The following is a 12932-nucleotide window of genomic DNA, read 5'->3' as shown; positions in this document are numbered from 1 at the left end:
AATGCGTCCGTTCGCGTCTCAGCGGACACTGGATTCCCCCGGGAACAGGTCCATGGCTCAGGCGCCACCTTTCGGGCGGCGGCGCAGGAATGGGCCGCCCACCAGGCACTTCAGGTAACCGCCCAGCGCGGCCCCACTAGGCGCCAGGCGAAGCGAGGCAAGGTAGTTGCCGCGCGCCAGTCCCGCATCACCCCGCACCTGCCAGATGTAACCCAGGCTGGCGTGGTTGTCGGCCAGGCGGCGGATCATGGTACGCCTGGTGGCGGGATCGGTGACGTACGGCAGGTGCCGCCGGACGACCTCGATCCGGGCCAACGGGTGGCGCGCCTCGAACTGGTGCATCACGCTGGTCGGGTGGCTCCGGTAGGCGTGCCCGATGATGTCCACGTAGCCGCAGTCATGGTTGCGCGCGATGCGCAGCCAGAGGTCGATGTCCTCCCCGGAAGCCAGGCCGACGTCGAACCCGCCGACTTCCGCCAGCACCTCGCGCCGCACGGCGACGCTGCTGGTGCCGATGAAGTTGGCGCGCAGCAGTCCCAGGTAGAAGGCGTCGCGCGGCAGGCCGCCGGCTCCGCCCGCGACCAGCCCGCGCAGCCGGCCGAACGTCTCGTAGCCGGCGAGGAAGTCGTTGTTGATCGTGGCGCCCTGGGGGTCCACGACCCGGAAATTCGTGAACGTGAGCGCCAGGCCGGGCTCCCGCTCCATCAGTTCCAGCTGGGCGGCCATCTTGCCGGGCAGCATCAGGTCGTCGGCGTCGAAGAAGAACACGTAGCGCCCGCGGGCGCCCTCCACCCCGAGGTTGCGCGGGCGCGACGGGCCGCCGCTGGGCGGTGTCCGCTGGAAGCGGACCCGGGGATCCCCGACGGCGCGCACGATGGCCTCGGGATCGTCGGTCGAGCCGTCGTCGACCAGCAGGATCTCGAGGTCGGCGACCGACTGCGACAGCACGCTGCGCAGCGTCAGCTCCAGGTAGGCGCCGGCGTTGTAGCAGGGCATGACCACGCTGACGAGTGGTTGAGACTGCGAATTCACCCCTTCAACTCCACACTCGGGCCGCAGACCTCCGCTAGACAGCCTGCCCATGTTGAATTACGGTATCGATTGCCCGTGGCTGAATCATGATATTCGCCGGCTGGCATTTGGCCAGCCTTGACTCGTCAGGGGCGCATGGTAATCGCGGTTATCGACTGAAAGGTAAACCACTTAAGCATGAGCCAGGCACAGGCAGTCCCCGCCGACTGGGCGCAGGAATTCCACCAGCGTCTTGCCCGCAGCACCATCCCGGGGCTGGACGGGATCCGCGCACTGGCCGTCATGCTGGTCATTGCCAGCCATTTCGGCTTCGAGAGCGTCAACGGCGCCTTCGGCGTCCTCGTATTCTTCGTCCTGAGCGGTTTCCTCATCACCTGGCTGATGTTGAAAGAGGTCGACCGAACGGGCACGGTCTCACTCAGGAATTTCTACAAGCGGCGTATGCTCCGGATCTTTCCGGCATTCTACGCCTTCTGGTTCCTGGCCGTGGGCATCACGCTCGTGCGCGACCATCCGATCCATTGGGGCCAGGCCATATCGTCGTTCTTCTATGTCAGCAACTATTACATGGCCCTGGTCCCCACCGGTTCGGCGCTGTTCGGCCATACCTGGTCGCTGAGCATCGAAGAGCAGTTCTACATGCTGTGGCCTTTCCTGTTCCTCTTGGGCTACCGACGTCTCCCGCGCCTGGCCCGGATTCTCGCGGTGGCGGTTCTGGTCGTCTGGATCCACCGCACGTTGTGCCATCTGGTCTACGGCGTGAGGCTGGAGTACATCTATCGTGCGTTCGACACCCGCATGGACCATCTGGCCGTCGGCTGCCTGCTCGCCGTACTGCTCAAGCTCGGCACGCTCGACGGCTTCGCGCGATGGGTCACCCGGCACAGCTGGTACCCGGTTGTAACGCTGCTGTTGTTGTTCGGCGCGCAGCCACTGCACGAATCGATGACGTTCACCTACGTCATCGGCTATGCGATCGAGCCTCTGCTCGTCGCCATTCTCCTGATCCAGGTGATCTGGTTCGCCGACACCGGTATCTGGCGCATGGTGGAAAATCCCGTGGTGAGATACCTCGGCCGGATCTCGTACCCGTTGTATCTGTGGCAGCAGCTCACGCTGTTCACGGCCAAGCGCATTTCGGAAGGGCTGCCGCTGCTGGTACAGTTCGCTTTCGCCATCGCCGTCACGGTGGCGTTTGCCTCGGCCAGCTATTACCTGGTAGAGAAGCCGTTTCTTAAACTCAAGAACCGATTCTAGCCAACACCGCGACGTCTGTGGGACGGTGAGTCACACGGCTGCAGCGAAGCAGGTCCCGCTGAGATCGAAACGCTCGATTGGGAGCAGGTATGAGTCGCGATCTTGGGCTTGAGTACTGCCCAAGCGCGATAAATGCGCCCAGCAGAGGACTCATACAGAATACTCCTACTTCATGTCCGATCCAACCAACTACATCGTTCCGCGCAGTAGTCCAGAATCTGGCAACTTCGGTCAGCACGGAAGAAATCAACTCGTAGTCTTCTGGTCAACGTGGTATTCGTCCAACGTAGGTGGATGATACACACCCAAGCGACGAGGAGGTTCGCCGTGAAGAAGTATTTGCAGGCATTCCCAATTCTGTTGATGGGCTTGTTGTGCGTGGGTTGCCAATCGAACTCTTCGGACACGACCGGCTCCAATCCCGCGGAACCAAACAAACGGGTCGATATCGGGGATCCCGGTGGTGGCGGCGGCGGCCCGAGCCTGGCGATTTCTAGCGTGACCGGCGGAAACCTATCGCACGGCGAGACGGTGACGATCTCGGGCACGAGCTTCGGCGCGAATAACGTCGCCAATGACCTGTGGGACAACATGGAGTCCGGGTCGTTCTCGCCGTCGTGGTCTGGCACCGGCGACCCGTCATTGCTTACTGTCGAGAACGCAGGCAGTCACGCCCGCTCGACGAACTCGACAAAGAACGCGGTACTGCGCCATAACAGTTCAAGCGGCAATGGAAGCCTGTCGTGGGAAACAACGTCGAATGTTTGGTACAACAGATACTGGGTTAAGATTGACTCCAACTGGGGATGGGGCGGGCCGAACAGCGCCGGCTTCTACGGGGCCGGGAACTACCAGTTGTCGAACGTGAAGATCTTCGACATGGGTTCCAGCGGCGTCGAAATGTTCAAAATGGCCTTCCATTCTGGCAGCGGCCCGCGAATCAACGGCGTGAACTTCAACAACGAGAACGTGGCCGATTACGACGGACGCAATTGGTGGGTGGACGGTTACCCGACAGGCGGCATCTCGAAGGACGTTTGGCACCTGTTCCAGTTTGAATTCCGCAGGTCGAGCGCGCCGCTCGTACGCGATGGCATGATTCGGTTCAGCGTCGATGGAGTGGTCATCGAAGAAGTGTTCGACATGATGACCAACGACGACGAAGACAATGCAAGAACGAATCAAATCGTCGGATTCATGGACACCTCCAATTCGTGGGGCTACGACGGCGCGAACACGGCGTACTTCGACGACTTCTACCTGAACAAGTCGCTCGCTCGCGTGGAGATTGGCAACGCCTCGACCTACGCGACCAGCTCCATCCGCGAGATTCAGCTTCCCTCGTCGTGGTCGGAAACCAGCATCGGCGTCACGGTCAACACCGGGTCGTTCGCAAACGGAACTGCGTACCTGTTTGTCATTGACGCTGGCGGAACACAGTCAGCTGGGTATCAGATCGTAATCAACAATTAGCGCCCCGAGTCGCAACTTCGCTCAACAAATGGAAGCGGTCGTGTCGCTGGGCCAACGCGGCGAATATGCCCTGAGGTCCCAAGCTCGGCCGCTTCCGCGTACCCCTCAGCCTCTCGCGGCCATCCGCAACTCATTCCAAGACGCCGAATTCCGGCGCCCTCCTTCGGCATCACACCAAGCTGTCATACCACGCCATCAAGTCGGCGATCGACCGCTCCCAGGAAAATGTAGCCCGGATGCGTGAAGCAGCTGCATCGCCCATGGCACGACGTCTCACCGGATCGTCAACAAGCTGCCTCAGCGCGGACGCCAGCGCCGCCGGATCGCTGGGCGGTACCAACAGGCCGTTCTCCGGACCGATCAGTTCTGGCGTGCCACCCACGGCGGTCGCAACGACAGGCAGCCCGTGGGCCATGTACTCGAGGATGGCGTTGGACAGCCCTTCACGGTCGGAACACAGCACACCGATGTCCAGGGCGTCGAGCCGATGGCCCACATCCGTAACGGCTCCGACGAACTGGACCCGCGGTGCGATCCCGAGTTCCGCTGCCTGAGCTTCTAGACGGTGTCTTTCCGGACCATCACCTATCAAAACGAGTTCCGTGCGACCGGGCGCTGTTGCCTTCTCAAGACGCGCCCAAGCATCCAGGAGCACGTCATGCCGCTTCACCGGGGTCAGGCTCGCGACGATGCCGATCCGGGCCACGTCCGATACCGCAGCCGGAGGCCTCTTCACCGGTGCGGGCAGTTCCACCCCGTTGGGCAGCACCACATACTTCGACAGCGGCGTACGCTCACGTTTGGCCGCATACAACTTGATCTGTTCCGAGTTGGCGATGATGGCCGCAAAATCGCGGTTCACGATCCTGAGCGCGTGCGGGAACATCCGATGGTACCAGGGCTGGTTGGCCACACCCAGCCCCATATCGCGACGACTTGAGAGAAGTACCGGCCGGCGACGAGCCAACCGGGCGCCCATCCAGCCGACGAAGATCGCCTCGTCGAAATAGGCATGAAGGAGGTGGATGTCCAGAGTATCGAGCAGTCGTCCCAGATCGCGGACAGTGGTGGGAAAGGTCCGCTTCAGGAAGCCTCTATAGCCGAGTACGTGAACCGGGCAGGGAATCGCACCGGACCGCATCCACGGCGATTCCCAGAGGCAAATGAGGTGTGGCACAAAACGGTCACGGTCCAGGCGGCGGATCGTCTCCAGCAACTGCTTCTGCGTACCTGCCGTATCGCAGGACATGGTGTCGATGATGTAGGCGATGTTCTTCACGAGGTCACGTTCGCAAGGGCCTCACGACTGTTTCAGGATCACCGCCACGGCCACCATGTTCCCGCCGCTAGAACGTCGGCTTGCCCGGCTGGCCAGGACCTGCGGTCGCCGTGCCCCCGAAGGTGATCGGATAGCCGGTGGATACGGCTCCGCTGTTGTTCTTGACGAACACATAGGCCGTGGACGCATTCTCGAAACTACCCTGGTTGACCCGGAATGACACCTGTCCATCGGCCCAGGACTGCAGAATCTGGATCTCGCGATGCGTGCACGCCGCGTAAGTCGGCGCGTTACCGATCTCGACCCGGGCCCAGGAATTGTCGATCAAGGCGTCGTCGATGTAGAAGTGGTTGTCGTCCGTGCTCGCATCGCCCCAGCTGTTGTAGAATCCGACAATCATCGGACGCTTGTACGCCGCGTAGTCCTCGCGCGTCATCAGCGCGGTATTCTCGACCACCAACTGGCCGTCGCGCCACATGCGGAAGACACCGTCATGCTGACCCATGGAACTGTCCTTGAACTCGAACTGGAAGAGATGCCAGGTACCCTTGGTCCAGTTCTGCTTGAAATTGCCTTCAAACCAATCGGAAGGCTGGCCGCTCACGTTCGATGCCGTGTAGATCAGGGAGTTGGACCAACCCTCGGTGGCCACGACGAAGTCCTCGATGGCCGGACCGGTTTCCCAGATCCGGAAGACCTTCACGTTCGCGAGATTCGAACCGATGCCGGTCGGGCCCGTGTTGCCCCAGTCGAAATTCTCGTCGAGCTTGAACCAGTACTGGCAGTACCACGGTCCGGGATCATTCTGGCCGCCCTGGAACCACCCGCCGGCCTCGTAGTTCTTGAAATTGACCACGCCGCAACGACTCGAAAACTGGTGGCGGGATTGCGTGCCCGTAGGGCTCAGGTGCGTCGTGCTCGTCCAGGCCGAGTTGAACGCGCCCGACTCGACGTCATCCCAGATCAGCGGCGTCTGTCGCGCACGGGTGCCGAACCCGGAACCACTGACGGTCACCGTGTTGCCGTTTCCGAGGGTCCCCGACACACCGGACACGGTCTGGGCAGAAGACGAACCCGCCACGAGCAGAATTGAGCACAAGCCCAGGATCGCCCGCCTGTTCACCGTGAAGACGCCGAAGGGAGCCATCTTTACACCTCTTCAGATTTCAAACGCCAAGGCGCGACCGATCGGGCCAAAAGCACGGTCCGACAACGCCTGCGAACTTCGCAATTCAAGTTCCGCGCCACCGTCGCCCCCGCATGAAGCGGCGCGTCGGTTCCCCTCACCGGATCCGCACCCGCCGGGACGCCCGACCGGGTATCACGGGTACACAATACCCTCTTTGGGCTCAGATCGCCAAATCCGGGCCCGACTTGAGCCTCAATCCGGACCGTCAGCCATCGAGGCGGTTGGCGGGCTGGAACAGCCGTTTGCGGACGGTAGACCAGAATCCGGACCGGTGTCGGTCGATCTCGTGGCAAAGTGCCCGGGTGCGCGGAGTCCAGACTTCTCGCGTCCTCACCATGGCCGGCAACTTCCGGACGCCGTCCCACACTCCCTGGGCCCACCAGACGAAGTACCCGTCGCGGAGCGCGTACACGGCCATGGCGGCGATGCCCGTGGTCAGGTACTGCGAGCCCTCTTTCCACGGCATGTTGCGCACGGCCAGCCACAGCTGGTTGCGTGTGTCGAAGTAGTAGAATCTCCAGGGCGCCCGGGATTGCTGCTCGTGCTTGTGATAGACCACGATCGCCCCGTCGTAACGGACCACGTGGCCGGCGTTCATGAGTCGGAAGGCCAGGTCCGGGCCCTCATGGCTGATGAAGTACTCCTCGAAATAACCGCCTGCATCCACAACAGGCTGCCGACGGAAGGCCACGGCACCTTCGGTGATTTCGTAGGTTTCGAACCCGGACTCGGCATCGGCAATGGAACGGTGATGCACCCAGTTGCAGGTGTGGCGCGCGAACCAGTCCCGCACCTGGAAATTGAGCGCAGCCAGCTCAGGCAGGGCCTGGAACTGCGTTCGAATGCGTTCGAGATCCGCAACCCGGAGTCCCATGATGTCGTCGTCGATGGTGATCACGATGCTGCCCAGCGCTTCGCGAACTCCCTGATTCCGGGCGCTGACGCCGACGTTGGCGTGCGTGCGGGTGGCCTTGACAACGGGAAACTCGGAAGCAAGCATCTCCGCCGTTCCATCGTCCGAGCAGTTGTCGATGACAACAAGCTCCTTGACGTAGTCCGACAGGCCGACGAGTTCCGTCAACAGTTCCCGGAGGCAGTCCTTGCGATTATAGGTCAGCACGACAATGGAGATGTCGAATTTCGTCATTTCGAAACCACGCCCCCGCCAGGCTGCCGGAAGTCGTCGATGTACATGCGAGCCCAGAGTTCCAGGTTGAGCAGCGGCCAGAGGATCTCGGAGAAGTCGCCCTTGCCGGCCCGATGCGCGTCGACCATGCCGCTGACCGCCGCTCCGTCAACGTGCCCGCGCTGCCGGAACGTGCTGTCCGTCAGGAGATCCAGGTAGCGGCCGAGCGATTCCGGCTGGCGGAGCCATGCACTCACCGGCACATCAAATCCCATCTTGCGGCGATCGATCATCGCCGCCGGGAAGACTTCCCGCGCCAGTCGCTTCAGGACCACCTTATTGTCCCTGCCAAGGCTGACCTTCTCCGACTGCGGCAGATTCCGGCTCCAGGCCAGGAGACGGTGGTCCAGGAACGGGACCCGGGCCTCAAGGCCATGCGCCATGGTCGTGCGGTCGAGACGCTGCAGGAGCGAAGGCAGGTATGTGGCCCGGTCGTAGGCCAGGACCCGCTCCAGCAACGGTGAATCCTCGGCAGCCAGTTCCTGCCACTTGCCGCTCCTCGAACTCGCGGCCGATGCACCGATGCCGATGGCGTCGAGGTCCTTTCTGGGCACGAAGCGCGCCTGTTCCACGACGCTGCGTCCCAGGTCATCAGCCACCTCTGCCAGCTTCGCGATTCGCCTCGCGCCGGCCCGCATGCACAGATGATTCAGCCCCCGGAGCGCGTTGCCCGGCAGGTGGGACAGGTAGCGGGCGAGCAGCGGAATCTGGTATCGCGGGTAGCCGGCAAAGAGCTCGTCCGCGCCTTCCCCCGTCAGCACCACCGTCACGAACTGTTTGGCCTCCGCGCTCAGGAGCAGCAACTGGACCGTATGTGCATGGTGAAGCGGCTCGTCGTTGTGCCAGATGGCCAACGGCAGGTTGTCGGCATACTGGACGGCGTCAATTGTCAGCTTGTGGTGCAGGCTCCCAACGATCTCGGCTACCTGGAGCGCGTAAGCACTCTCGTCATGAGTCGCCTCGTGGAAGCCGACGGAGAACGTATGAAGGTCGCCATCGGTCATGCCCCGCACGAAATGCGTGACCAGTGACGAATCCACGCCGCCGCTGTTGTAGGTCCCGATAGGAACATCGGCAACGAGCCGATAGCGAATGGCGTCCTGCAGTGCCGACTTGATCGGCATCCCCGGCTCGAAGCCGCCTCCGCGCGCGGTCAAATCGGCGGAATCCCGCCAGTAGGCCGTGAACGTGATCGCACCAGTGGCGGCGTCCAGTTCCAGCATATGTCCGGGCGGGACTTCCTTGACACCCTCGAACAGCGTTTCGGTGCCGGAGATATTGCGGAAAGCAAGGTACTCGGGAAGTGCCTGGCTATTGATGGCCGCCGTACTCGTGCCGCACCGGACCAGCGCCTTCATTTCCGAAGCGAAATGGAATCGACCATCGGCAATACGGTAGTAGAGGGGCTTGATCCCGAGCCGGTCCCGTACCAGCTTCAGGCGTCGACGCTTGCGATCCCAGACCGCAAACGCGAACATCCCGATCAGGGGCTCCAGCCAGGCGATCCCGTCTTCGGCTGCCATGCACAGCAGCGTCTCGGTGTCGCTGTTGGTCCGGAACGTGACCTGGGGCATGGCCTGGCGGACTTGCCGGTAGTTGTAGATCTCACCGTTGAAGACGATGACCTGGGCATCATCCGCGCTTGTCATGGGCTGGACTCCACCGGCAATGTCGATCACCGAAAGCCGACGATGCCCCAACCCGACCGCGCCTTCACACCACTGTCCGTGGGCATCGGGCCCGCGATGCGCCAACAGATCCGACATGGCCACGATCTCAGCCGGCTGGGGAGCCGCCCGGCCCGTCAAGTCCACGATTCCACAAATGCCGCACATTGGAGATTCCCCGTATTTCTTGTTACCGCGCCATCTGTCGAACGACCATCCGTGGCCGGTCCAGCGGCAACTGCTGAACCGAGCCACTGCCGGCAGGTTCCGGCTGCAACTCATCGACCGTCAGCGGCAGCGATTGAGTAAATGCGCGGCTGGACCCGTCCGGAGCCGCGAAACAGGGGTTCCGAGCGGGTGATTGACTTTGCCGAACTGACAGCCGACAATCCCCGAAAATCCGGAATTCGTCAACGGTTCGTCGTCTCTGCGCCAGACTGCGCACAGGATTTCCATGAGTCGTTCAGCTTTCCTCTTCCGCAATTTCGTCTACTACCCCGTTTCCGGCTACATGGCCGGACCGGTACGCGGCAACCTGCGATTCCTGGAACGCACCCAGTACAATTCGCGCGCCGACCTGGACGCACTCCAGGCGCGGCGCCTGGCGACGCTCCTGGATGGCGTCTCGGGGACGGTGCCCTTCTTCGAGGGAATACCCCGACCCCAAGTCCCGGATGAACCCGCCCTGTCGGTTCTGGGCCGGTTGCCGTTCCTGACCAAGTCCGACCTGCAGACTCGATCCGAGGCGCTCCGCTCCCGCGCCGGGCTCGGACGACTGGCGACCAAGACCACTGGCGGCTCGACTGGCGAACCGGTCACCATCTGGAAGACCCGCAGCGCCTGGGCCTGGGAGCTGGCCGCGACCTGGCGAGGATACGGTTGGGCCGGAATCCAGGCGGGAGACCTGCAGGCGCGGTTCTGGGGGGTCCCCCAGGAATCGAAGGCCAGGTGGCGTGCCGCGGCGATCGATGCCGTCTGCAACCGGATCCGAATTCCGGCCTTCTCATTCTCGGAAGCCGACATGGACCGCTATGAATCGATCCTGAACCGGCGGCGGCCTCCCTTCTTCTACGGCTACGTATCCATGCTCACGGAGTTTGCCGGATACCTGAATGGAAGAGGTCGCCGACTCACCTACACCCCTCGCGCCGTCGTCACCACTTCGGAGGTCCTGGACCCGGCGTCCCGCAAGATCCTGGAGGAGGTGTTCGGCGCGCCCGTCTTCAACGAATACGGCTGCGGTGAACTGGGCACTATCGCGCATGAATGCACCAGCGGCGCCCTTCACCTCAGTGAAGAGAATATGATCATCGAGATCTGCGCCGGAGACCGCCGCTGTGGCCCCGGTGAATCAGGTGAAATTGTCGCGACGGAGCTGAACAACCAGGCATTTCCCCTGATCCGCTATCGCACGGGCGATTTCGGATTCGTGGCTCCTGCACCGTGCGCCTGCGGCCGGACGCTGGCGGTGCTCGGCAGTGTGCACGGACGGGCTTATGATTTCGTCCGCAATCGCAAGGGCCAGTTGTTCCACGGCGAGTTCATCATGTACATCTTCGAGGATCTTCGCCGGCGCCAGACCGGCATCAAGCAGTTTCAGGTCGAACAGGTCGACCTGGAGTCCTTCCGCGTGCGCATTGTTCGCGCAGCCGATTACGACCGTGCAAGCGAGGATCTCATCATCGAACGTATTCGCGGACATGTTGATCCGGAGGCGCGGGTCACGTTTGAATACGTCGATGAAATCCATCGGGAGCAATCGGGCAAGTTGCGCCTGATCAAAGGCTTGGGAGCCTGACGCCGGCCTCCCCGGCCTCGGCATCGTGCCGATCCCTCGAACGAAGCGCCAACGGCCCTAGAACCGGACGTCCGCCCGTTCGCTGACAGTCCTTGAAACGACATCCACCAGATACCGGGTCCGGATGAGCGTGGACTCTGCCATTCCCGACAGCGAAATCGTCAAGCCGGCGCCGAACCACCAGTAGATCTCGTACAGGTCCATGCCGAACAAGCCGAGTACCAAGCGGACAAAGATGAATCCGCCTGTCGCATGGCTGACGGCGATCAAGAGCCTGAGATTCTTGTCATGAGCCAGTGCTGCGCGCTTCATTGCCGGGGTCAAGGTCTTGCCGCGGACTGATTTCGCCAGTTGCGCCCGCTGGCGTCGTACGGAAATGGCGACCTGCCGCAAGGTGCGCATCATCGATCCGACAAGGAACACGAACACGATGAAGCCCTGGATACCCAGGTTCGTCGCCACTTCAAGATAGAGGTTGTGGGTGTCCTGTTCGCGCCCGAATCTCTCCATGCGCTTGGCGGGGAATGACGCAACCCCGATGCCGAGCGGATTCTCGGTAAAAATGGTCACGGCATCCCTGAGAATCTCGATGCGGGTTTCCTTGGATTTCCCTTCCTTTTCCTGCCCGCCGATGCTCTTGAAGCGTTCGATGTACTGCTGCGGCACGAGCAGGACCACTATGGTCCCGACGATCGCCGCACGGATCAGGAAGCGCCACTTCCGATCGGAGATATAGAACATCCAGAGCACCAGGCCGACGATACCAACGTAGGCCGTGCGTGAACCCGAGTAGATAATGCAGGTTATGGCCGTCGCGGACGACGCAAGCAGCCCCAGGCGCATGTACCAGGGTTTGATCTCATGCCACAGATAGACCACGTACGGCAGGGTCCCCAATGCCACGCCCCCCAGGCTGTTGGGATGTCCATAGAGCGGAACAGCCCCGTGCAGCCTCATCACCCCCTGGTTCTCCCAGTACAGGCCACCGCTGATCAGTCCCTCGACCGATTCCAGTGTGATATAGAAGATCGAAAACAGGAATGCGCCGAGAAACAACTTCATGTACGTCGGAGATTCAACGAAAGCCACGATGAGAAATGCGAGCATGGCAAACTTGAATGCTCGATCGTTGAAAATTCTCCGGGCGATGACAGGATCAGCTGCAAACGGCAATTGAATGATCAGGCAGAAGAACAGGAGGCAGATAGAGATAAGCAAAGCCCGTGATGTCCCGATGCGGGGTTTGCGCCCGGACATCTGGACGATGGCGAGAATGATCGAGATTCCACCGAGCAGGAATTCGAAGCGGATCGTCCGCAGCAGGTCCATCCGCTCGCCGGCTTGTACGTATCGGACCACCACAAACGCAAGAAACACCAGAAAGACCGGCATCCCGCACTGGGCATAGCGTGGCGGCCGTGGTGGCTGCGGACGCGAGGCGCCGTCGATCCCCGAGCCCGAAGAGACGAGCGAAATGCTACCCGACTCAGTCATGCGCGGATAAACTCCCCGCTGCCGTTGCGGTTGATCTCCCTGGCCGGGATTCCCACCACTGTCGCGTTCTCCTCGGTGCTGCGCGTGACCACGGCATTGGCGCCCACCACGGTGCCGCTCGCCAGGTGGACCGGCCCGATCACCTTGGCGCCCGGGGCGATGTAGACCCGGTCGCCGACCGTCGGCACGCCCCACTTGCCGTCCACGCAGGCCAGGCCCATCGTCACGCCCTGCGAGAGGTTGCAGCGCGCGCCCATCACGACGTCGGTGTGCAGGATGATGCCCCCGAAATGACCGATGTAGAGTCCCGGCCCGATGCGGCAGTCCGGCGAGATCGAGATGCCGGTGGCGACCTCCACCGACTTCCACCACAGATGGTAGAACAGCATCACCAGGTGCCGCAGCCCGGGCCACAAACGGTGGTCGGACAGCCAGCGGCCGGCGCGGTAGCAGGCGCACGCCCACAGCCCCTGGTGGCGGAAATAGAGCCACGGCAGGGGACTGTGGTCCCCGTACTCGCGCAGCCTCGCGATGTCCGCCCGCAGGTGATCGAACAC

General features: G+C 62.2%; 10 protein-coding genes. 3 read left to right on the top strand and 7 right to left on the bottom strand.

What is annotated here, in order from left to right; all coding sequences use genetic code 11:
- Positions 1-57: 57 nt before the first annotated feature.
- Positions 58-1032 (bottom strand): glycosyltransferase family 2 protein, encoded by a 975-nt coding sequence (locus tag IPG61_11720; GenBank protein ID MBK6734738.1) that lies wholly within the window; start codon positions 1030-1032, stop codon positions 58-60.
- A 177-nt stretch (positions 1033-1209) separates the two neighbouring features.
- Here IPG61_11720 and IPG61_11715 point away from each other — a divergent pair, with 177 nt between their 5' ends.
- Together IPG61_11715 and IPG61_11710 are read left to right on the top strand one after the other, a co-directional pair.
- Positions 1210-2289 (top strand): acyltransferase, encoded by a 1080-nt coding sequence (locus IPG61_11715; protein ID MBK6734737.1) that lies wholly within the window; start codon positions 1210-1212, stop codon positions 2287-2289.
- A 327-nt stretch (positions 2290-2616) separates the two neighbouring features.
- Positions 2617-3762 (top strand): hypothetical protein, encoded by a 1146-nt coding sequence (locus IPG61_11710; protein MBK6734736.1) that lies wholly within the window; start codon positions 2617-2619, stop codon positions 3760-3762.
- 169 nt (positions 3763-3931) lie between these two features.
- On the opposite strand, the gene IPG61_11705 is transcribed toward IPG61_11710, so the two are convergent.
- The 4 genes from IPG61_11705 to asnB all read right to left on the bottom strand — a co-directional run bounded on the left by IPG61_11705 (position 3932) and on the right by asnB (position 9224).
- A complete protein-coding gene (locus IPG61_11705) occupies positions 3932-5041 on the bottom strand; it encodes a glycosyltransferase (GenBank protein MBK6734735.1) in 1110 nt (369 codons plus the stop codon).
- 67 nt (positions 5042-5108) lie between these two features.
- Positions 5109-6188 carry a hypothetical protein gene (locus IPG61_11700; GenBank protein ID MBK6734734.1) on the bottom strand — a complete coding sequence of 360 codons (1080 nt, stop codon included), beginning with the start codon at positions 6186-6188 and terminating at the stop codon, positions 5109-5111.
- A 247-nt stretch (positions 6189-6435) separates the two neighbouring features.
- Positions 6436-7377, bottom strand: a complete 942-nt coding sequence (locus IPG61_11695) for a glycosyltransferase family 2 protein (GenBank protein ID MBK6734733.1) — start codon at positions 7375-7377, stop codon at positions 6436-6438.
- Positions 7374-9224, bottom strand: a complete 1851-nt coding sequence (gene asnB, locus IPG61_11690; GenBank protein ID MBK6734732.1) for an asparagine synthase (glutamine-hydrolyzing) — start codon at positions 9222-9224, stop codon at positions 7374-7376. Before asnB ends, IPG61_11695 begins: the two co-directional genes overlap by 4 nt.
- Before the next feature lie 313 nt (positions 9225-9537).
- Here asnB and IPG61_11685 point away from each other — a divergent pair, with 313 nt between their 5' ends.
- Positions 9538-10881, top strand: coding sequence for a phenylacetate--CoA ligase family protein (locus IPG61_11685; GenBank protein ID MBK6734731.1), 1344 nt, complete (start codon positions 9538-9540; stop codon positions 10879-10881).
- A gap of 57 nt (positions 10882-10938) precedes the next feature.
- Here the strand turns inward: IPG61_11685 and IPG61_11680 are convergent, their stop codons facing one another.
- On the bottom strand, positions 10939-12375 hold the full coding sequence (locus IPG61_11680; GenBank protein ID MBK6734730.1) for an O-antigen ligase family protein: 1437 nt from the start codon (positions 12373-12375) through the stop codon (positions 10939-10941).
- The gene (locus IPG61_11675; protein ID MBK6734729.1) at positions 12372-12932 is read right to left on the bottom strand and encodes a serine acetyltransferase; all 561 of its coding nucleotides are present in this window, start codon (positions 12930-12932) and stop codon (positions 12372-12374) included. The genes IPG61_11680 and IPG61_11675 overlap by 4 nt, the downstream gene beginning before the upstream one ends.

Source organism: bacterium (assembly GCA_016703265.1).
Classification (GTDB): Bacteria; Krumholzibacteriota; Krumholzibacteriia; order LZORAL124-64-63; family LZORAL124-64-63; genus CAINDZ01.
This window is presented reverse-complemented; position numbering and strand designations above follow the sequence as displayed.

Bases quoted from the DNA above. Each gene is read 5' to 3' on its own strand.
- IPG61_11715 (MBK6734737.1), top strand. From the start codon at position 1,210: ATGAGCCAGGCACAGGCAGTCCCCGCCGACTGGGCGCAGGAATTCCAC.
- IPG61_11700 (MBK6734734.1), bottom strand. From the start codon at position 6,188: ATGGCTCCCTTCGGCGTCTTCACGGTGAACAGGCGGGCGATCCTGGGC.
- IPG61_11695 (MBK6734733.1), bottom strand. From the start codon at position 7,377: ATGACGAAATTCGACATCTCCATTGTCGTGCTGACCTATAATCGCAAG.
- IPG61_11685 (MBK6734731.1), top strand. From the start codon at position 9,538: ATGAGTCGTTCAGCTTTCCTCTTCCGCAATTTCGTCTACTACCCCGTT.
- IPG61_11680 (MBK6734730.1), bottom strand. From the start codon at position 12,375: ATGACTGAGTCGGGTAGCATTTCGCTCGTCTCTTCGGGCTCGGGGATC.